This is a genomic window from Dietzia sp. (assembly GCF_036741115.1).
Lineage (GTDB): Bacteria > Actinomycetota > Actinomycetes > Mycobacteriales > Mycobacteriaceae > Dietzia.
This window is the reverse complement of the sequence record NZ_DAINST010000034.1, coordinates 1-19,845: the sequence shown is the minus strand read 5'-3', so window position 1 is coordinate 19,845 and position 19,845 is coordinate 1. Positions and strand designations below refer to the sequence as shown.

Here is a 19,845-nt window from a genome sequence, read left to right as displayed (position 1 = left end):
CTGGACCGGCGCCGATCAGCGGGTGAAGTACGCGTGGGACAGATTGATCTCCCCGCGTTTGAGCCAGTCGACGTCATGCAGGTTCGAGCCGGTGAGCAGGGGCATCTCGGGGGCCACGAGATCGGTGAGGAAGACGTCGTCGAGGAAGTCGTCGTTGAGCGCGGCGTACGAGGATCGCGATTCCGGCCCGAGGGGGTCGGCGTTGCGCCAGGACTTCACCACGTGGGAGTCGTAGTCGGCGTCGAGGAAGTTCGACGCGTTCTTCTTCGAGTTGAAGGGGAAGGCGCTCGTGACCAGAGTCGACGGGGTGAACTGCCCGAAGGAGTGCTCGAGCAGCCACATGCTCGAGAACTTGCCCTCAGTGAGCCTCGTGCTCAGGTCGGTGGCCTCGACGGGCTCGAGGGTCACGTCGATGCCGATGTCGCGGAGGTTCGCCTGGATGATCTGCGCGATGTTCTGGTAGCGCAGGGAATTCGAGGTGTACGTGAGCGTCTGGGGCGGTACCGGGCCGGCCTCGGCGAGGAGCTCCCGCGCCTTGTCCAGGTCGCGGCCGAAGCGCTCGTTCTTCTGGGCGTCGAAGGCCGGGGAGTAGCGGGACCACGGCAGGCTCGCGGTGCTGCCGCGCCCCCGGTAGACCTCGTCGAGGATGCGCTGACGGTCGATGGCGTAGGCGATAGCCTGCCGGACGCGCTTGTCCTGCAGGCCCGGCGCGTTGACGTTGAATCCGGCGTAGACCAGGTTCTCTGCGCCCACCTTGTCCTCGACGTGGTACAGCGGGCTCGAGGAGAACGCCTCGGCATCGCGGGGATTGATCGCGTCGACGAGATCGAGCTGCCCGGATCGCACCTGCGAGGCGAGGGTCTGCTCGTTGGGGGTGACCACGACCTCGACGCCGTCGATGGTGGCCGGCTCGCCCCAGTAGTTCGGGTTCCTGGAGAAGGTGATGGACGAGCCGGGGGTCCACGAATCGAACTCGAAGGGCCCGGTCCCGCTGAACGTCTTGCCGACGTTGAAATCGGCGATCGTGGACCGCTCGATGATGGGGACGCGGTCGAAGAGGTCGAAGAGGTTGTTGATCTGGTTCTCGAGGTGGAACGTGATGTCGTGGTCGTCGTGGATCTCGAACGAGGAGATCTGCTGCGCGACGCGGGCGAGCTGCCCGGTGTGCGAGGGGTCCGCGTAGTTCTCGAAGCTCGCCTGCACGTCGGCGGCGGTGAGCGAGGCCCCGTCCGCGAAGCGCGCGTCGTCCCGGAGCGAGATCGAGATCGCCTTGCCGTCATCCGAGACCTGCCACGATTTCGCGAGCACGGGGCGAGGGGTGAGGTCGTCTTTTTCGTAGCGCGTGAGCGTCTCGAAGACCAGGCCCGTGATGGTGGCGGCGGGGGTCGTCCCGCCGCTGTAGATGCTCGCCGGACGCAGGTCGATGCCGCTGCCCACGCGGACGATCCCGCCGGCGACGCGCTGGCCGCTGGCCGCGTCCTTGCGGGCGGCGACGGCGGAGGTGCAGCCGGTCAGGGCGAGGGCGGCGACGAGGGCGAGGGGGAGGGCCTTGCGCGCGCGGGTGCGGCGCTGTCGGGCGGCGCCGCGTCGTTCTCGGACCTCGGGGTTTCGGCCGCCCAGATCTTGGCCGCCCAGATCTTGGCCGCCCAGATCTTGGCCGCCCAGTGGCGCCCGGCTCTCTCGCATCGTGGTCCTCGGTGTCTCGTGTCGGGTGTCCGGACCCGGCGGGGTCGGGAGCAGATCGACGAAAAGTAGACCACTCTGTCTGCTCGGCCTCCCACGGTTCGGACCGCCGTGAACGGAACGCGGCCCCGCCCGCTCTTCGATTCGGCGTGGATCGAAGGCTGGGGTCGGCAAGGGGGATCTGGTTACGATCGCCGCCATAAAGTAGACAGATCGGTCTACGGGTCCTACCTGGCCCTACGGGGCTTGGGCCGCACGGCGGCGCGGCCGGAACGAGCGGAGGCAGAAACATGACGGTGACGACCAGCACCTACGTTCCCGACAATATCGGGGAGCTCTTCCACAACCAGCGCACGGAGGCCGAGCCCGAGGGGCCGAAGGTGCGCCGGCTGGGCAAGAACCTCGGCGCCGTGATCTCGGGCGTCCGCGTCTCCGGTGACCTCCCCGCCGACCACATCGACGTGATCCGTACCGCGCTGGCCGAGCACAAGGTCGTGGTCTTCGAGAACCAGTTCCATGTCGACGACGCGGTGCAGTACGCCTTCGCGCAGCGCCTCGGCACGCCGACCCTCGCGCACCCGACGGTGCACTCGACGGGACGGGACCGGCTCGTGATCGAGGGCGCGGCCAATGCCTGGCACACCGACGTGACCTTCGTCGACCGCGTGCCCAAGGCCTCGATCCTCCGGCCGAAGGTCCTCCCGCCCTACGGCGGAGCGACGCTGTGGGCCAACACGGTCGCGGCGTACGAGGCCCTCCCGGAGCCGCTTCGCGTGCTCGCCGAGAACCTTCGTGCCGTCCACTCCAACGACTACGACTACGCCGAGCAGGGGCAGTCGAAGCGCACGAATTTCGGCAGCCGTGAGGAGTTCGTCCGCGTGCCCTTCGAAACGGAACACCCCGTGGTGCACGTGCGCCCCGAGACCGGGGAGCGCTCGCTGCTTCTCGGCCAGTTCGTCAAGAAGTTCGTGGGGCTGCGCGCCTACGAATCGAGCGAGCTGTACCGCATCTTCCAGGAGCGGATCATCAAGCCGGACAACACCTTCCGCTGGGACTGGAAATACGGCGACCTCGCCATCTGGGACAACCAGGGCACCCAGCACTACGGCGTCTCGGACTTCGGCAAGCACGAGCGCAAGCTCCACCGCGTGACCCTCGCCGGCCCAGTCCCCGTGGGCGTCGACGGTCGGCCGTCGCGCGTGCTCAGCGGCGACGCCTCCGAGTACTCGGTGATCGACACCCCTCGCCCGCTCGTCGGCTTCCGCGGCGACGCCGCCGCGATCGCGGAGGACTAAGCCCGGCATTCGCGGATCGAACGTTCACGAGGCGATCTGGAGTGTCCTAGCTCGTCCTACGGCGTCCGGCGCCGCAGCGTCGCGGCGCCGAGGACGATGAACAGCGCGATAAAACCGAGGACGACAGCGATCTCCCCGGCCACGCCGTCGGCGTCGGCGGAGGTGGACAGGATGTTCATTGCCGACACCGCATAGGAGAGTGGGAGTACGTCGGAGAGCCACTCGAGGACCCTCGGGAGCTGATCCCGAGGGACTAGCAGCCCGCAGAGGAAGATCTGAGGAACGATCAGAACGGGCATGAACTGGACGGACTGGAACTCCGTCCGTGCGAATGCGCTCACGAGGAGCCCGAGCGCCGTGCCGGCGAACGCGTCGAGCACGGCGACGAGCACGAACAGCGCGATGCTGCCCTCGAACTCTAGGGCGAGGAACAGCACGCTCACCCCGACGGCGATGCCCGTCTGTACGAGCGCGAGGAGCCGATCGCGTCGATGCCGAGGGATCGGATGGTCGACGTCATCGCCTCAATGCTCGCCGTGCCGCTACGTCGAAGGTAGGGCACGACGAGCAGGGCCCGCGGACGCCTACCTCAGTCGTCGGAGACAGTGACTTCGACCGGGATGTTGCCGCGCGTGGCGCGGGAGTACGGGCACATCTGGTGCGCCTTGTCGGCGAGCTCCTGTGCCTCGTCGTGGCCGAGGGTGGGAATCACGACCTCGAGGGTGACCGCCAGGTCGAACCCGCCCTCGCCACGCCCGAGCGAAACCTGCGCGCCGACCGTCGAGTCGCCGAGGTCCTTGCCGGCCTGCTTCGCCACGGCGAGCAGCGCGGAGTGGAAGCAAGCGGAGTAGCCGGCGGCGAAGAGCTGTTCGGGGTTGGTCCCCTCGCCGCTGCCCTCCATCTCGCGGGGTGGGGTGAGGTCGAAATCGACGTGGCCGTCGCTCGATCGGACGTGCCCGGAGCGGCCTTCCCCGGTGCTCAGTGCCTCTGCGGTGTAGATCGGCTTCATGGAACGCTCCTCGTCTCTGGGGTGCTCGGGTCCGTGCTCCGTTCGAGCTCGGTTCGTGCCTGCCAGCACGTGCCTTCCAGAGTCCTCCGCGGACGCGGCCCCGGCAACGGTGCAGGTGGGAATGACGGCGGAGGCCGCCATCCGCCCAGCCGAGCACGGCCGCCTGCCTTATGCTCACTTACGTCCCTAAGTGAGTATAAGGCAGGCGGCGCATGATTACCTGGCCACCCGTTCAGTGGGAGACGCGGTCGTGGTCGCCGAGCACGCCGAACAGTTCGGCGCGGGAACGCGCGCGCCGGACGGGGGACTACGCCGCCTTGCTCCCGCCGAAGATCGCCGGGTGCGCCGTCGAGCTGGGGTCCCTCGGCGCGGAGCTCGAGGACGCGGCGTTGGCCCTGCGGCGCTGCCACGACCGCGCAGTGTCCACCGGCAGCCCGCTCCCTCTGGTCCTGTTGCGGCCGGAGGCGGCGTCGAGCTCGCGCATCGAGGCGATCACGGCCGGAGCGCGGGCGATCGCCGAGGCCGCGCTGGGGCGGTCCGGCCGGCGGAACGCCGACCTCGTGGTGGCCAACGTCCGAGCGCTGGAATCGGCCATCGATTCCGCGGAGAATCTCTGCACGGAGTCGCTCCTCGACGCCCACCGCGTGCTCTTAGCCGGCGCGGATACCTCGCCATCGGACGCCTCGCAAGCGGATGCCGCGAGCCCCGCCCTCGGCTTCCGTCCGGGTGCATGGCGGGACGCGCCCGTGTGGATCGGGACGAGCCATCACGTGCCGGTCGGTGACGACTTCGTCGCGCCGGACGCCTCCCTGGTCCCGGAGCTCATGGAGGACCTCGTCCGCTTCGCGTTGCGGGACGACGTACCGGCGGTGGCCCACGCCGCGATCGCGCACGCGCAGTTCGAGACGATTCACCCGTTTCCCGACGGCAACGGCCGCATCGGCCGGGCACTGGTCCACGCGATGTTCAAGCGGGATGGGGTCGCGCCGGAGGCCGCGCTGCCGCTGTCCGCCGGGCTGCTCTCCGGACTCGAGGAGTACTTCGCCGCGCTGGAGAGCTACAGGACTGGCGACGTCGAGCCGATCATCCGCGTGTTTGTCGCCGCGGCCGCCGAGGCCACGGCCAACGTGTCGGTCCTCCTCGACGAGCTCGACGATATCCGCGCCAGCTGGAGGGGTTCGCTCCGCATGCGCGGGGATTCCCGCGCGTGGGAGGTCCTCGACGTCCTGGCCGAGCTCGGGGTCGTCGATTCCGACGTGCTTTCCGCCCGGCTCGGCATCGCGAAGAGTAACGCGATTCGCCTGCTCGCGCCGTTGTCCACGGCGGGCATCGTCGTCGAGACGAGTGGACGGAGGCGCAATCGGATCTGGCGCGCGCCCGAGGTGATCGCCGCCTACGACGCATTCGCGGAGAGGTCGGGGAGGCGCCAGGGCCCGTAACGGGAGCGGCGCCGCCCGGTTCGCCGCGTTCTCGGCGTCTACTGCCGGTAGCTCGCCAGGAAGTTGCCGAGGCGATCGAGGGCGTCGACGAGCGTCCGCTCGTCGGGCAGCGTGACCACCCGGAAGTGGTCCGGCGTCGGCCAGTTGAACCCGGTGCCCTGCGTGAGCAGGATGCGCTCGCGCTCGAGCAGGTCGTAGGCGAACTTCTGGTCGTCGTGGATCTCGTGGACGTTCGGGTCGAGGCGCGGGAACGCGTACAGCGCGGCCTTCGCCTTGACGCACGAGACGCCGTCCATGGCGTTGAGCATCTCGTAGGTGATATCGCGCTGGGTGTGCAGGCGACCGCCGGGCTGCGTGAGCTCGTCGATCGACTGGTAGCCGCCGAGCGCCACCTGGATCGCGTGCTGCGCGGGCACGTTCGGGCACAGCCGGGTCCCGGCGAGCAACTCGATGCCCTCGAGGAATCCGCGGGCGTGGTCTTTGGGCCCCGTGATCGCGACCCAGCCGGCGCGGTACCCGGCGACCCGGTACGTCTTGGATAGGCCGTTGAAGGTGAGGCAGAGGAGGTCGGGGGCGAGGGACGCCGTGGAGATGTGGCGTGCGTCGTCATAGAGGATTCGGTCGTAGATCTCGTCCGACAGCAGGAGCAGCGAGTGCTTCCGCGCGAGCTCAACCATCTGCTCGAGGATTTCGCGCGAATAGACGGCGCCGGTGGGGTTGTTCGGGTTGATGATGACGAGCGCCTTGGTGCGGTCTGTGATCTTCGACTCGAGGTCGGCGATGTCCGGGTTCCAGTTGTTCGCCTCGTCGCAGAGGTAGTGCACCGCCTTGCCGCCGGCGAGCGTCGTGGCCGCGGTCCACAACGGATAATCCGGCGCGGGGATGAGGATCTCGTCGCCGTTGTCGACGAGCGCCTGCGTGACCATCGTGATCAGCTCGGAGACGCCGTTGCCAAGGAAGATGTCGTCGACCGACAGGTGCGGGAAGTCCGGTTCCAGCTCGTATCGCGTGGAGACCGCGCGCCGAGCCGACAGAATGCCCTTGGACTCGGAATAGCCCTGCGAGTGGGGGAGCGCAGCGATCATGTCCCGCATAATGACGTCGGGCGCCTCGAAATTAAAGACCCCCGGATTACCCGTGTTGAGTTTGAGGATGCGGTAGCCCTCTTGCTCGAGCTGCGCAGCCCGCGACGACACCGGTCCGCGGATCTCGTACAGGACGTTCTTGAGTTTCGACGACTGGTCCAACGGCCGCAGCATGTGACCGCTGAACGTGCTGTTTTCCGCGCGATTCGGTGCCATACCCATCGATTCTGCCACTTGCCCCTAACAAGCGGCGTAGTGAGCGGCGGCGATTACGTCCGGAGTGCCACTTCGCTTCCGATCCTCGTGTGTCCCCGAACTCAGGACATGACCTTTGTCGATTCGATTGCCTCACTCATTTTCTGGGTGTTGCCTTCGAACACTCTGCGAAGGGTAAGCCCGAGGAAAAGGATCGGCACCACAAAAAGGCATAGGAGCCCCAGCTCGATCCACATGTCGGCGCGGTAGATGTCGGCGATCGCGGCCCGCATAGCGTTAATTGCGTGGGTCGCGGGAAGCCAAGGACTGAGATTCTCGGCCCACGAAGGTAACAACTGCAGGGGGTATGAACCGCCTGCTCCGGACACTTGAAAAACCAGGATCAGTACCGATAGTGCTTTGCCAACACTTCCGAATGTCAGCACAAGCGTGTACGTGGTGGCCATGAAGACCAGAGAGGTCGTCCACCCGCAGATGAAGAGGTAGAACGGGTGCACAGCACCGATTTCGACGAAAACCAGCAGTCCGAGGACCGCTAGTGTGCTCTGGGCAAAACCGATTGAAGCGAAGAGCCCAAACTTGCCCAGGTACGCCTGCGAACGCGTATATCCTCTGGCCGGGATGGTTCCAGGGGCGATTCCGGTATTGAGCATTACCGCCGCAAGTAGCGCGCCGATCCAAAGCGCGAGGACCGTGTATAGCGGCGCCATGCCGGCGCCGAAACTAGCCACCGGATACACCGCTTGTCGGTCTACTGCTACCGGCGAGGCGATTTCTGCGGCCAGCGCTTCTGGGTCCGAGCCGATGAGGTCGGAAATTCTGGAGAGATCGCCTGTCTCCCCCGCCATACGAACCTCGCCTTGGAGGTCGGTGAGCTGATCGGCGCGTAAATCCAATCGGTCCGCCAGAGCACGGGTGGTTTCGCTCGCTCGACCGAGGGAGCCCGACAGCGAGCCGGGCGAGTCGGCGATCGATGATCCGACCCTCCCGAGACCCTCCTTCACCGAGGTGACATCGTCGCCCAACGTCTGCAAGGACGAGCCGAGATCCGTGAGCTGTGGTCTGAGGTTCTCCTGGTACGAGGTCGCGGCATCGTTGACCGCGTTCTTTGCCTCTGCAATTGCAGCGGTCGTCCCCTGGCGAACGTCCTGCGCTGATGCGTTGCTCGAACGGATGTCCCTCGCGGATTGAGCAAAATCATCGTGGAGGTTCTGGCTCTTGTCCACTGCCGAGTTGAGGCGCGTCATCACGCGGTCGTATCCGGGTCTGGCCTGGTCCGGGAGCTGCGCTCCGATTCCTTGATCGAGTGTGGTGCGTAGGTTTCGGAGTGCATCGGCTTGCTGTTGCACTCTTAGGGCGAGGGTGTCGTAGGTCTGCGCTGCGCTCGTACTGGTGGTGTCGGCGCTACCCAGGAGCTCGTCGATTCGGTTTCCCACCGTTTCGTAGCTTTCGCTCGTCGCGCGTAGCCCGGTCCCCAGCGACGCCGCTGTGTCCCGCAATGTAGACGAGAGATTCTCGGTCGCGCTAGAGCCGCTTCCGATATCGGTGGTTGGATCGTCCAATTGTTCGCCTGCGGCGTTGACGATGTTTCCGGCGCCCTCCACCAGCGGAAGACTGGAGTCGATGAGGCCATTGAACGCCCGTGCTGTCTGTGCGCCGGAGTGTAACCGCGAGGCGGTGTCCCCGATCCTCGACTCGATTCGGTCAATAGTGTCTTTAACGTCGTCGCTCTCCAAGAAGTCCTCGAGCGAGGTCAACAGTCCGAAACCCACGTTGCTGACGGTCTGGGTGAACGTCGAATTGATCTGATCGATCACGCCGTCCGCTCCCTGGGACGTGATTTTCGTCGAGAGGGCGTTCTTCTTCTCGTTCGTATACAGCGCCAGCTTCGTCGCATCGGTTCCTTCGACATAGAACGTCAGAAGGTCAGCGCTGAAAGTGGGCGGAAGCACGATGGAGGCATAGTACTCACCGGATTCTGTCCCCTCGATCGCATCGTCCTCGCTGGTGATAACCCAATCGATCTGGTCGTTCGTGCTCAATTTGGAAAGCACCTGGTCGCCCAGGTTCACGCGAAGCTTGAGCAGATCGCTCTCGTAACCCTCGTCTGTACTCGCCACGGCAATCTTGAGTTCGTCCGTATTGCTGAACGGGTCCCAGCTCGCGAGGACGTTGAATGAGGAGAACAGCAACGGAACGATGGTGAGACCGAATATGACGACGGCGGTCATGACACTGTTCCGGGCCGAACGAAAGTCCTGCCCGATAATGCTCAGGATACTTTTCATGAGTCGCCGCCGGTATTGTCGTCACTCCGGTTCGTGCTCGCCCGTTCGGAGGAGCATTGTTTGTTGTTCGTGGAGGATTCCTCTTCCGCGTAGGTGAGCTCTTCATCGGTTCCGGTCGAAGTGACTGCGCGGCGAAGCTCGTCGTCGGGTAGGTCGGCTAGCTGTTGCGCGCGGGCGAAACTGTGCCGCGCGTACTCCAGGATCGACACGAAAGCCGTGATAACCAGAATCCAAAGGCAAACCAGGCCGAACAAGATTGCCTTTTGTTCCGGAAGTGTGCGGGCGATGAAGACGAGGATGACCACCCCAACCACCCCGATGAGAATGGCTGATCTCAGCAGGGCCGGATAGTGATCACGCAGAGGCTTCCACCGACGGTCGACTTTCTCGCGAAAGTCGTCGCGATCCCGGAGCGCGTGAATGATATCCGACAAGGGGTACTTACTGCCCGTCAACTCAACTTTCTCGTGTACCACTAAGCCGCCGTCGGCGAGTTGAGTGTGCACCAATACCTTGACGTGTGAAAGACCACGACGGAAAAGAGTGCCGAATACGAATGCAGCTGCAGCCATCCCCACAAGCAAGCCCATATCGTGCCAGTAATGAGTGCCGTAGAAGCCGCCGATTGTTTCGCGAAGGGCGCCGATCCCGTACGTGAACGGGAGGAAAGGATAGATGTCTCGAAAGAAGTCGGGAACCATTTCGATGGGATATATCCCGGACGCGCCGGGGATTTGGATGAAGGCCAGGACCACCGCGATCCCCCTGCCGATGTGCCCAAACGCCGTGACCAGAGCGAACACGATGCTCAAGTAAGCGAGGCCGATCAGAGCGCAGGTCGCAACGAAAACAACGGGATTCACTGTCTGGACATCGAGGACGAGGTTACCGATCGAGACGACCAATGCCTGCCCGACCGCGATGATCGCAAGGAGCAGGAAACGCGCGGAATAAGCTTGGGTGATCGACGCTCGTTTCAGACCTGCTGTGTCCACCTCGGTCCGAAAAAGTACGACGAGCATAAATGATCCGACCCACAGAGCGAGATTGGTGAACAAGGCGGCCATTCCTGAGCCGTAGCTTGATACGGGGAAGACAGGGTGGCTTACCACCTCGGCGGGAGACGCGAAGAACTGTGAGATACCTTCGGAGTCCAGGTTTGAAACGGTCCCCAGGGGGCCGTCACCGGACGCCGCGTTTAATAGAAGTATGTCCGACTGTGCTGTGCGAAGGCCATCCTCGATACCCGAAAGGTCACCGATAAAGCTATCGAGAACGCCATTGGCCGCGGAAAGTTGCCGGCCGGTTCCGTCGAGCAAACCAATCGACTCGCGGACCAGGGTCTGCTGAGAAGCGAGCGCGGAGGAGTATCCCCCTGCGCTGGCGTTGAGCTCGTTGATTGCGGAATTGAGGACGGGCAGCGTCTCTCCGACGGAAGAACGCAGGTCGTCTGAGGAATCGCGAGTCGCCAGCGTCGCATTTTCTAGTGCGTTCGCCGCTGCGGTCACGGTACCCGCAGTGTCCGAGGCAGCATCCTTAAGCCCGGTGAGGTCAGTGACAAGCTGGCGATTCGTGGCGTTACGTTCACGTAGACCGTTGAGAGCGTCGGTAAGAGGTGCAGCAGCCTCCGTCGTGCCTCCGCCACCGTCTAGTAGTTGTTGCAGCTGATCGATGGCACGATCGCTTTGGTCCACAACCCCCGACGCTCCACCGAGTGCGTCGTCGATACCGGAGCCTGCGCTCTCCAGATCCCCGGTCACAGAGGACACGGCGTTCATAGCGGACGTCACCGCGTCGTTCAAACTGGATGAGCCCTGAAAATATGCGGCGTTCACCGAGTCGGAAACGGCTGCCGTCTTCCTCTGAACCTCCCCGGTAATATTTAGGACCTGGCGCAGTGCTCTTTCGGCGTCACCGAGTGTCTTGTCAACGGATTCCAACGCGTCCGTGGTCGCGTCGATCGTGGGTCCTGCGCTGGTTACGCTTTTCTTCGCAGCTGTGATATCGGCTTGTGCCGAGCGTAGAGACTCCGCGGTTTCGGTCAGACTATCCGCGGCGCTATCGCTGGTGTTGTTGAGCGTCGTTGATAGCTCGCCACCCGACTTCCGCAGCTCGGCCGTAATTGCATTCGACACTTGCTCCTTGAACGCGGAATTGATTTGATTCTCGATGCCTGTAGCGCCCTGGTCCGTGATTTTCGGACCGATGGCGCTCGTCTTCTCGTTTACCTCATATTGAAGTGTCGGTTGAGAATACCGGCCCTGGAAAATGCTGATGATATCGGCAGAGAAGCTGGGCGGTACGGTGACACTGGCGAATACGTCGCCGCTATTCACGGCGCGTTTCGCAGAATCTGCGTCCATGAACTGCCAGCCGAGCTGATTATTCTTTTTCAACTGAGCAATCATTTGAGTGCCTACGTCCAAGTCCCCGGTCAGCTTCGAGCCGGCACCTCGGTCTTCATTCACTACGGCGACACTTATATTCTCAGTATTGCCATACGGGTCCCAGAACGCGGCAATGTTGACCCATGCGTAAAACGCTGGAGTAATCATGACTCCCAGGACAATTACCCAGACTTTCCTGATACGCCAGAGACGAAGAGCGTCACGAGTGACGATGCTCAGCGAGGTTTTCACACCTGAACGGTATCATTCACGCTCGGTGACTAATGGACTGAGCACGTCTCGTTCGGTCCCGTCGTGCTCGCGGATCGGCCAGGTCATCGAAACGCGAAAGCACCGCTCGTCATATTCCGTAGCGAAGATCGACGATCGCCGGAACCTCCGAGTCAGGCAGCAGCTCATCCGGCTCGTCGGCGCAAAGGAAGTCCACACACGCACGGTCCGCCTGCGCCAAAGCGTAGGGCTGGGAATCGATGGACACGCCGGTCTGCTGGCGCAAGCGCTTGATCTCACCGCGCACGGTCGTCGTCGCACCCGCATCGCCGTAGAGTTCCTCGGCCAGGGCGCGCGCGGTCCACGCCTCGCGCGAGGCGAGCAGCGCGAGTAGCTCTGCGCGGCGCTTGCTGAGAATTACCTCCGAACCATCGGCGCGGACGACCGCAGGCCGCCAGCCGAGAAGCCGAATTCGGCGAATCGGATTCCCATTGGGCTCTATATTTGCAGCGCCAGAAATCGCGAAATGCTGCGCTAGCAGGGTTTCGGCGAGCCGGGCGCCGCAGCGCACCAGGGACACCACCTCGGTCGTCGCGAAGCGCACGGGCAGCGACACATCGAGCACCCCAACGATGGACCCCGCCCGATTGCGGATCGGCGCCGCCGTGCATGTCCACCCATGGTGGGCGCGAACGAAATGCTCGCCTGCCGTGGCGTGGGAGAGCCGCCCGGAGTCGAGGGCCAGCGAGATCCCGTTGGCGCCGATCCCGCGTTCCGACCAGTCCGCCCCCTCGGCGAACGCGATCGAATCCGCGCGGCGCAACGCCTCAGGAGAGCCGGATCTCCACAACAGCGAGCCACGAGCATCGGTGAGCACGACGAGGTGCCGGCCGGCCGCCGAGGTGTCTGCCAGCGAGGCCACGACATCGTCCGCGACGGCCCGCAAGGGAGTGCTCGTGCGTGCCTGCTCGAGCTCGGGCGCGCCGAGGAAATGCGAAGGAAGCTCCTGCTCCGGCGAAATTCCGGCATCCCCGCTGCGTCTCCACGCGTGCAGAACTCGCGGTTCGAGATCGACCGGCCGGCCTCCCGCGAGCGCCTCCTCGTGCGCGGAGATCGTGCGGCGCGCAAACACCTCGGGCTCCGCGAAACGCAGGTCCGGATGCAACGACATTGCCACCCCCTCGGATCCACAGTGTGAGCTACGTCATAACCGGCAGTATAGACGCGAAGGAGCGGACATGACCGACACCAAGATCAACCCCACCGAGACCGCGGACTCCGGCGACCCCCGGTCCGGGGCCGACAAGGCCATCGACTCGTGGCTCGCGGAATTCGACTCCGCGCTGGCCGCGAATGATGTCGGACGTGCCGCCGAGCTCTTCGAGGCCGACGGATTCTGGCGCGACTTCGTGGCGTTCACCTGGAATCTCAAGACCATGGAGGGGCGCGACGACATCCGCGACATGCTCACGTCCCGTCTGGCGGACGTTCGTCCGAGGAACTGGCGACGGGACGACCCTGCAAATGCGGACTCCGGCGTCATAGATGGGTGGGTAACGTTCGAGACGGAGGTGGCGCGCGGGTGGGCACACCTGCGGCTGCGCGACGGCAAGGCGTGGACGCTGCTCACGACGATGCAGGAGCTCAAGAGATTCGAGGAGCGCAAGGGTCGGGCGCGCGATAAGGGCGTCGACCACGTGATCACCCGCGAGCGGAAGACGTGGCTCGAGCGGCGGCGCGAAGTCGAGGAGACGCTGGGGTATTCGGAGCAGCCGTACGTCGTGATCATCGGCGGCGGGCAGGGCGGCATCGGGCTCGCCGCGCGGCTTAAGCGGGCGGGCGTGCCGACGATCGTCGTCGAGCGCAACGAGCGCGCCGGGGACTCGTGGCGCAAGCGCTACAAGTCCCTCCACCTGCATGATCCGGTGTGGTACGACCACATGCCGTACCTGCCGTTCCCCGACGACTGGCCGGTGTTCCCGTCCAAGGACAAGGTTGGTGACTGGCTCGAGCACTACGCCGACATCATGGAACTCAACTACTGGTCCGGCACCGAATGCGTGGGCGCGGAGTTCGATGAGGCCGCTGGGACGTGGAAGGTGCGCGTCAACCGTCGCGGCGAGGACATCGAGCTGCGGCCGACCCAGCTCGTGTTCGCGCTCGGGGTGTCGGGGTACCCGAACACGCCGTCGTTCCCCGGGGCGGATTCGTTCGCGGGTCAGCAGTGTCACTCCTCGGAGTTCACTGGCGAGGGGGACTACGAGGGCAAGCGCGCCGTGGTGATCGGCTCGAACAATTCGGCGCACGACATTTGCGCGACGCTGTGGCAGAAGGGCGCGGACGTGACGATGGTGCAGCGGTCCTCGACGCACATCTCGCGCAGCGAATCGCTCATGGACCTCGGGTTGGGGCCGCTGTATTCCGAGGAGGCGCTGGCGAACGGCGTCACGACCGAAAAGGCGGACATGCTGTTCGCCTCGTGGCCGTATGCGTTGCTGCCGAACGCGCAAAAGCCGGTGTACGACGCGATGGCCGAGCGTGACGCCGAGTTCTACCAGCAGTTGCGGGATGTAGGATTCGATCTCGACTTCGGCGAAGACGGATCTGGTCTGTTCGTGAAGTACCTGCGCAGGGGGTCGGGATACTACATCGACGTCGGGGCGAGCCAACTGCTTATCGACCGCGAGGTCGCGCTGGCGAGCGGGCAGGTCGAACGCATCGAGTCCGACGCGGTCGTGTTGGATGATGGGACGCGACTGCCGGCGGATCTCATCGTGTATGCGACCGGTTATGGCTCGATGAATCAGTGGCTCACCGACATCATCTCGCCCGAGGTCGCCGACCGCGTGGGCAAGGTGTGGGGCTTCGGCTCGGACACAAAGCGCGACCCGGGGCCTTGGGAAGGGGAGCTGCGCAACATGTGGAAGCCGACGAATGTCGAGCAGCTATGGATCCACGGCGGCAACCTGCACCAGTCGCGGCATTACTCGAAGTATCTGGCGCTGCAGCTTAAGGCCCGGATGGAAGGAATTTCGACGCCGGTGTACGGGTTGCAGGAGGTGCACCACACGGAGTGATTTTCGGCGAAGGTGTGTCTTCGCGTGGTGAGGTTGATTCGGCCTCTGGCGTGAGCGTCGCGAATTCGACTTGTCCGGCCGATTTCACGCAGGCTCGCCTATGTGAAATCGGCCGGGCGCGGTGTTTCGACTGGCGCCCATCTGTCTTTCGAGGAATCAGTCGACAGGTACGAGCGCCTGGCTATGGACGAGGTAACGCCCAGTTGGGGCCGTGGTGTCCCGCGTGAATACGGTATTGACTAGATCGCTGGTGTCGCTCGGCGGTGATCAGTGCACCTTCCACTTCGGTGGCATTGGAACGGGGAATGACAACGCTGTCGATCCAGAGGAACCCGAGAAGACTCGTGCGCTTCGGCCCTCGGGTCCAGTGCATAGCTAATGGCCAGGAGGCCAGAATTCCTCGGGGATGAGCTCCGGGCGGGATGTCAGCGGTAACTCGAATCGAATCGTTGCCCCACGGGCGGTAGGGGCGCAAGGTGGTCGTGCTCCAGAGTGACCCAACGTTCGTGCACAGCGTTGAGGTTGATCATCGCCAGAAAAGAGAATCGGCCCGCGATCAGAACATCTGATCGCGGGCCGATTCCTTAGCGGCGGGCGGGATTATCCGAGCGAAAGCCCGTAGCCGCCAGCCTTCTTGGCCTTGCTGCCCGAAGTCTTCTTCTCGGTGGAAGGCTCTTCGGCCGGAGCCGACTCGGCGGAGCCTTCGGCTTCCTCGTTGGCCGAATCCTCGGTGGAAGCCTCGTCAGCCTTCGTCTCCTCGGTAGGAGCCTCGCTGGCCGACTCTTCTGCCTTGGGGGCCTCGGTCCCGGTGGACTCTGCCTCGGTGGACTCGGTCTCGGCGACCCCTTCGTCGTCGTCCGCCTTCTCGGATGCGGACGCGGTGGCCGCTGCTGTTGCCGCGGCTCCAGCCCCGGCACCGACGGCGGCTCCGCCGATCTTGATACCCGAAGACTTCCGTGCACCCGCGCTCTTGCCGCCGAGCGAGAGTCCACCGCTTCCGGCCTTGGGCGCTCCACCCGTCTGGGCGGGAGCCTCGGCCTTCGAAGCTTCCTCGGACGTAGCGGACTCGGTGGACTCACTCGAGGTGGACTCGGCCGATTCCTGCTCAGCGTCCGACTCGGCCGTTACGTCCGCCTCGGAAGCGGAGTTGTCCGCGGTGGGCTCGGACTCCTTCGACGCGCCCGGTGCCGGGGCGCTGGATGCGCCCGGAGCCTTGGCCTTTCCGCCGAGTGCGAGCCCGCCGCCGGCCTTCGGGGCGCCGGACTTCGGCGCCTCTGCCGCCGGGGTGCCCTCGTCGCCATCGGCCTTCTCGGGCTGAGCCGAGTCGACCTTCGACTCCGAATCCCCCGTCTCGGAGGCGTCCGCCGGGGTCTCCTTCTTCGCTCCGCCCGGAGCGGGCGCCTTGGAGCCGCCGGGAGCTGCGGCCTTGCCGCCGAGCGAGAGCCCACCCGACTTCGGCGCGCCCTTCGACTCGGAAGCCGGGGCCTCGTCCGACGAGGACTCTTCCTTCTTCGCTCCGCCCGGAGCAGGCGCCTTCGAGCCACCCGGAGCCGCGGCCTTGCCGCCAAGGGCGAGTCCAGCACCGGCAGCGGCGCCGGCCGCCGCGCCAGCCGCAGCCTTGCCCGCAGTCGAACCGGACTTATCCGAATCGGCCTCGGCTTCGGAGGCTTCCGCAGTGTCGGAGTCCTCGGCCTTCGGCTGCTTCTCGGCCTCCTTGGCCTCCGCCGCAGCGGCCTTGTCCTCCTCGGCCTTCTTCTTCTCGTTCTCCGCAGCCTCGAGCTCTGCCTTGGTCGGGACACCCGGGCCGCGCTCGTCGAGCCACTCGACCGCATGGGGATCGGGAAGTTCGCCGTCACGCGTGATGGAGTCGACGAGCATCTGCGAGACGTCGACGACCTCGACCTCGCCTTCCTTCTCCGTGCCGTCGGTCTGGGCCGTGGTGCCGTCGGTGAGCATCACGCGGCAGAACGGGCAGCCGGTCGCGATCTTCGTGGGGTCGGTGGACAGCGCCTCGTCGACGCGGTCGATGTTGATCCGCTTGCCGATCTTCTCTTCCATCCACATGCGCGCGCCGCCGGCGCCACAGCACATCGAGCGCTGCCCGTGGCGCGGCATCTCCCGCAGGTTCGCGCCCGCGCCCTCAATGAGCTCGCGCGGGGGCTCGTACACCTGGTTGTGACGGCCGAGGAAGCAGGGATCGTGGTACGTGACGTTCTGCTGCCCCATGGACGACACCGGCACGAGACGCTTCTCCCGCACGAGGCGGTTGAGGAGCTGCGTGTGGTGGACGACCTTGTACTTGCCGCCGAACGGCCCGTACTCGTTCTTCAGTGCGTTGAGGCAGTGTGGGCAGGTGACGACGATCTTCCGGTCCGGTTCGGCGACGCCGTCGAACGCATCGTTGATCGTTTCGATGTTCTGCTCCGCGAGCGTCTGGAAGAGGAACTCGTTGCCCGCGCGGCGGGCCGAGTCGCCGGTGCAGGTCTCGCCCTGGCCGAGCACGGCGTAGGAGACGCCGGCCGAGTGGAGCAGGGTCGCCACGGCCTGTGTGGTCTTCTTCGCGCGGTCCTCGTAGGCGCCGGCGCAGCCGACCCAGAAGAGGTACTCGGTGTCGCCGAGATCCTCGACGTCCTTGCCGATCACGGGGACCTCGAAATCGAGGGCCTTGGTCCAGTCGAGGCGGGCGTTCTGGTTCTGGCCCCAGGGGTTGCCCTTGTTCTCGAGGTTCTTGAACAGGCCGGCGAGCTCGGACGGGAAGTCCGACTCAAGGAGCACCTGGTAACGCCGCATGTCGATGATGTGATCGACGTGCTCGATGTCCACGGGGCACTGCTCGACACACGCGCCGCAGTTGGTGCAGGACCAGAGCGCCTCGGGGTCGATGATGCCGGAAGCAGCGACGTCTCCCTCGACGGTCTCACCGACAAGCGGGCGCTGCGCCTCGATGCGCGCGGCCTCGGGGATGGCGGAGAGCTTCGCCTCGTCCGGGTTGCCGTCGGCATCGACGAGGCCGACCTCCTCGCCCATCTCCTGCTTGCCGCCGGCCATGAGATACGGCGCCTTGGCGTAGCCGTGGTCGCGCAGCGACATGATGACGAGCTTCGGGGAAAGAGGCTTCGCCGTGTTCCACGCGGGGCACTGCGACTGGCAGCGGCCACACTCGGTGCAGGTGGTGAAGTCGAGCCAGCCCTTCCACGAGAAGTCCTCGATCGCGCCGACGCCGAGCTGCGGCTCGGGGCCGTCCTCGACCTCGGCCATCTCCTCGACCTTCTCCATGGTGAGCGCCTCGCCGTCCTGGGTCATCGGCTTGACGGCGCCCAGCGCGGTACGACCGGAGTCCTCGCGCTTGAAGTAGATGTTGAAGAACGCGGCGAAACGGTGCCAGGCGACGCCCCACGTGACGTTGCGGCCGACGACATACAGCCAGATCATGCCCGAGAGGAGCTTGACCAGCGCGAACAGCGAGACCATGAGCTCGTTTGCGGGGAGGATCTCCGAAAGCGGCCCGGTGACGAAGTCGGTGGCCCCGTGCCAGTGCTCCCCCTCGGCGGACTTGAGGGCTAGCTTGCCCGCCTTGACGAACACCATGCCGAGGCCCTCGATGAGGACGACGGCCTCGACGAAGTACGCGGCCTTCGAGTCGGAGCCGGTGAAGCGCGAGAGGCCTGTGCCCCGGTTCGGGTTGTTGATCTGCCGGATGATGATGAGCCCGAGGATGCCGATGACCGTGCCGAGGCCGAGGAGCTCGTCGATGAAGTGGTAGATCGCGAGGTTCGACAGCCACGGCCAGCCGCCGTGGGGGTTGAACGTCTGGATGTACGCCTCGAACCACACGATGGCGCCGAGGAGGAACCCGACCATCACCAGCCAGTGGAGGATGCCCACCGATCGGATGCGGATCATGCGCGTGTGCGCGATGAATTCCTTGATCAGCGTGAACAGGCGCGGGAAGAACGGCGTCCACCTGGACATCCCGTCCTTCTGGCCGAGCCGGATGGTCGAAACCATCCGGAACACACCACTGATAAAGGACCACCAGCAGAACAAGCTGACGATGGCCCCGATGGTTCCGAGGGTGATAGTCACCGGTGACATAGGGACAGCGGCCTTCCGTAGCTGTGTCGGCACGGACCGCCGGTGGCCTCCGCGGTCGGGTCGCCGGGGCCGCTCCGCCGCCCGAAGGCGTCAGCGGCGCGATCCCAGACTTCCTGGCCGCGAACGCCGGTCGGGCAGGACGGCTCCGCGCAGAATTGTCTGTCAATACCGTATGCGACGGGCGGGAAAATTTATAACTCAGCGGTAGGGTTTTCGCGCTCTCGCAGGAAAACGGCGCGAGCGGGGGTGCGGAAACCTGAGACGGCCCTCAGCTGCTGGAACACCGCACGTCGCGCCGGGGCCGCGGATAGCCTTGGCGCATGCTCTTCGCGTTCTCTATTGCGCCCGCTACCGCGCCGGAACCCGACGGCTCGATGTCCGCCGCGGTGGCCGAGGCGATCCGCGTCGTTCGCGCCTCCGCGCTGCCCCACGAGACCACGTCGATGTTCACAAGTATCGTCGATCTCGGACATGGGTCTTTCATTCGGCCCGCAGGAATCTGAGGAGGGAACCGCAATGTTGCTTGCATTCTCGGTTGCCCCGTCCGGAACTGGCCGCGAAGATGGATCAGTCCACGATGCTGTCGCTGCCGCAGTGAAGGTCGTCCGCGACTCCGGTTTGCCCAATAGGACGTCGAGCATGTTCACCGAGGTTGAAGGTGCCTGGGACGAGGTCTTCGGCGTGGTGAAGCGTGCTACAGAGGCCGTTGAGCCATTCGGCTCGCGGGTCTCTCTCGTCATCAAGGCTGACATTCGTCCGGGCTACGAGGGCGAGCTGGACGCCAAGGTCGAACGGCTCGAACAGGCGATCTCGGAATCGGATGAGTAGTAACTGCTCCCGCAGCCGTCCAAAACGGTGATCCTCAACTGGAAGTGCTCTCAATGCGATGGGCCTCCTCGTCCCTCATGACGAGGAGCCCCCGGCTTTTTCTTCGGATACCACGCCGAGCACAGCCCCCACGGAGACGCCCGTGGTTGCTCCGATCTCGCGGATGGACTCGCGCTTCTTTCGACGGGCGAGGATAACTGTGCGCTTGTAGT

The 19,845-nt window shown here is 65.0% G+C and carries 13 protein-coding genes; 5 read left to right on the top strand and 8 right to left on the bottom strand.

Going from position 1 to position 19,845, the window contains the following annotated elements; all coding sequences use genetic code 11:
• Positions 1 to 15: 15 nt before the first annotated feature.
• Positions 16 to 1,686: an ABC transporter substrate-binding protein gene (locus tag V7E05_RS07090; RefSeq protein ID WP_333618968.1), complete on the bottom strand. Its 1,671-nt coding sequence runs from the start codon at positions 1,684 to 1,686 to the stop codon at positions 16 to 18.
• 323 nt (positions 1,687 to 2,009) lie between these two features.
• Between V7E05_RS07090 and V7E05_RS07085 the strand changes: the two genes are divergently transcribed.
• On the top strand, positions 2,010 to 2,978 hold the full coding sequence (locus V7E05_RS07085) for a TauD/TfdA dioxygenase family protein (protein ID WP_442891628.1): 969 nt from the start codon (positions 2,010 to 2,012) through the stop codon (positions 2,976 to 2,978).
• A 56-nt stretch (positions 2,979 to 3,034) separates the two neighbouring features.
• Here the strand turns inward: V7E05_RS07085 and V7E05_RS07080 are convergent, their stop codons facing one another.
• Together V7E05_RS07080 and V7E05_RS07075 are read right to left on the bottom strand one after the other, a co-directional pair.
• Positions 3,035 to 3,481, bottom strand: coding sequence for an ABC transporter permease (locus V7E05_RS07080; protein ID WP_333618974.1), 447 nt, complete (start codon positions 3,479 to 3,481; stop codon positions 3,035 to 3,037).
• An 86-nt stretch (positions 3,482 to 3,567) separates the two neighbouring features.
• Entirely contained in the window at positions 3,568 to 3,987 is a 420-nt protein-coding gene (locus V7E05_RS07075) for an organic hydroperoxide resistance protein (protein ID WP_333618967.1), read from the bottom strand.
• 212 nt (positions 3,988 to 4,199) lie between these two features.
• Here V7E05_RS07075 and V7E05_RS07070 point away from each other — a divergent pair, with 212 nt between their 5' ends.
• Entirely contained in the window at positions 4,200 to 5,426 is a 1,227-nt protein-coding gene (locus tag V7E05_RS07070; protein WP_333618966.1) for a Fic family protein, read from the top strand.
• A 38-nt stretch (positions 5,427 to 5,464) separates the two neighbouring features.
• Here the strand turns inward: V7E05_RS07070 and V7E05_RS07065 are convergent, their stop codons facing one another.
• The 4 genes from V7E05_RS07065 to V7E05_RS07050 all read right to left on the bottom strand — a co-directional run bounded on the left by V7E05_RS07065 (position 5,465) and on the right by V7E05_RS07050 (position 12,804).
• The gene (locus V7E05_RS07065) at positions 5,465 to 6,727 is read right to left on the bottom strand and encodes a pyridoxal phosphate-dependent aminotransferase (protein WP_333618965.1); all 1,263 of its coding nucleotides are present in this window, start codon (positions 6,725 to 6,727) and stop codon (positions 5,465 to 5,467) included.
• Positions 6,728 to 6,828: 101 nt separating this feature from the next.
• Complete coding sequence (locus V7E05_RS07060; protein ID WP_333618964.1) at positions 6,829 to 9,015, bottom strand: YhgE/Pip domain-containing protein; 2,187 nt, start codon at positions 9,013 to 9,015, stop codon at positions 6,829 to 6,831.
• Positions 9,012 to 11,654 (bottom strand): YhgE/Pip domain-containing protein, encoded by a 2,643-nt coding sequence (locus V7E05_RS07055; RefSeq protein ID WP_333618963.1) that lies wholly within the window; start codon positions 11,652 to 11,654, stop codon positions 9,012 to 9,014. Before V7E05_RS07055 ends, V7E05_RS07060 begins: the two co-directional genes overlap by 4 nt.
• A gap of 109 nt (positions 11,655 to 11,763) precedes the next feature.
• Positions 11,764 to 12,804 (bottom strand): helix-turn-helix domain-containing protein, encoded by a 1,041-nt coding sequence (locus V7E05_RS07050; protein WP_333618962.1) that lies wholly within the window; start codon positions 12,802 to 12,804, stop codon positions 11,764 to 11,766.
• Between the two features lie 67 nt (positions 12,805 to 12,871).
• Here V7E05_RS07050 and V7E05_RS07045 point away from each other — a divergent pair, with 67 nt between their 5' ends.
• Positions 12,872 to 14,710, top strand: a complete 1,839-nt coding sequence (locus V7E05_RS07045) for an NAD(P)/FAD-dependent oxidoreductase (protein WP_333618961.1) — start codon at positions 12,872 to 12,874, stop codon at positions 14,708 to 14,710.
• Positions 14,711 to 15,310: 600 nt separating this feature from the next.
• On the opposite strand, the gene V7E05_RS07040 is transcribed toward V7E05_RS07045, so the two are convergent.
• The gene (locus tag V7E05_RS07040; RefSeq protein ID WP_333618960.1) at positions 15,311 to 18,805 is read right to left on the bottom strand and encodes a heterodisulfide reductase-related iron-sulfur binding cluster; all 3,495 of its coding nucleotides are present in this window, start codon (positions 18,803 to 18,805) and stop codon (positions 15,311 to 15,313) included.
• 320 nt (positions 18,806 to 19,125) lie between these two features.
• On the opposite strand from V7E05_RS07040, the gene V7E05_RS07035 reads away from it, so the two are divergent.
• Positions 19,126 to 19,308, top strand: coding sequence for a thiamine-binding protein (locus V7E05_RS07035; RefSeq protein ID WP_442891626.1), 183 nt, complete (start codon positions 19,126 to 19,128; stop codon positions 19,306 to 19,308).
• 13 nt (positions 19,309 to 19,321) lie between these two features.
• Positions 19,322 to 19,633, top strand: a complete 312-nt coding sequence (locus V7E05_RS07030; RefSeq protein WP_333618959.1) for a thiamine-binding protein — start codon at positions 19,322 to 19,324, stop codon at positions 19,631 to 19,633.
• Positions 19,634 to 19,845: the final 212 nt, after the last annotated feature.

What these genes read in the sequence shown, in the direction of transcription:
- V7E05_RS07090 (WP_333618968.1), bottom strand. Translation starts at nt 1,686, where the DNA reads ATGCGAGAGAGCCGGGCGCCACTGGGCGGCCAAGATCTGGGCGGCCAA.
- V7E05_RS07075 (WP_333618967.1), bottom strand. Translation starts at nt 3,987, where the DNA reads ATGAAGCCGATCTACACCGCAGAGGCACTGAGCACCGGGGAAGGCCGC.
- V7E05_RS07070 (WP_333618966.1), top strand. Translation starts at nt 4,200, where the DNA reads ATGATTACCTGGCCACCCGTTCAGTGGGAGACGCGGTCGTGGTCGCCG.
- V7E05_RS07065 (WP_333618965.1), bottom strand. Translation starts at nt 6,727, where the DNA reads ATGGCACCGAATCGCGCGGAAAACAGCACGTTCAGCGGTCACATGCTG.
- V7E05_RS07060 (WP_333618964.1), bottom strand. Translation starts at nt 9,015, where the DNA reads ATGAAAAGTATCCTGAGCATTATCGGGCAGGACTTTCGTTCGGCCCGG.
- V7E05_RS07050 (WP_333618962.1), bottom strand. Translation starts at nt 12,804, where the DNA reads ATGTCGTTGCATCCGGACCTGCGTTTCGCGGAGCCCGAGGTGTTTGCG.
- V7E05_RS07045 (WP_333618961.1), top strand. Translation starts at nt 12,872, where the DNA reads ATGACCGACACCAAGATCAACCCCACCGAGACCGCGGACTCCGGCGAC.
- V7E05_RS07040 (WP_333618960.1), bottom strand. Translation starts at nt 18,805, where the DNA reads ATGTCACCGGTGACTATCACCCTCGGAACCATCGGGGCCATCGTCAGC.
- V7E05_RS07035 (WP_442891626.1), top strand. Translation starts at nt 19,126, where the DNA reads ATGCTCTTCGCGTTCTCTATTGCGCCCGCTACCGCGCCGGAACCCGAC.
- V7E05_RS07030 (WP_333618959.1), top strand. Translation starts at nt 19,322, where the DNA reads ATGTTGCTTGCATTCTCGGTTGCCCCGTCCGGAACTGGCCGCGAAGAT.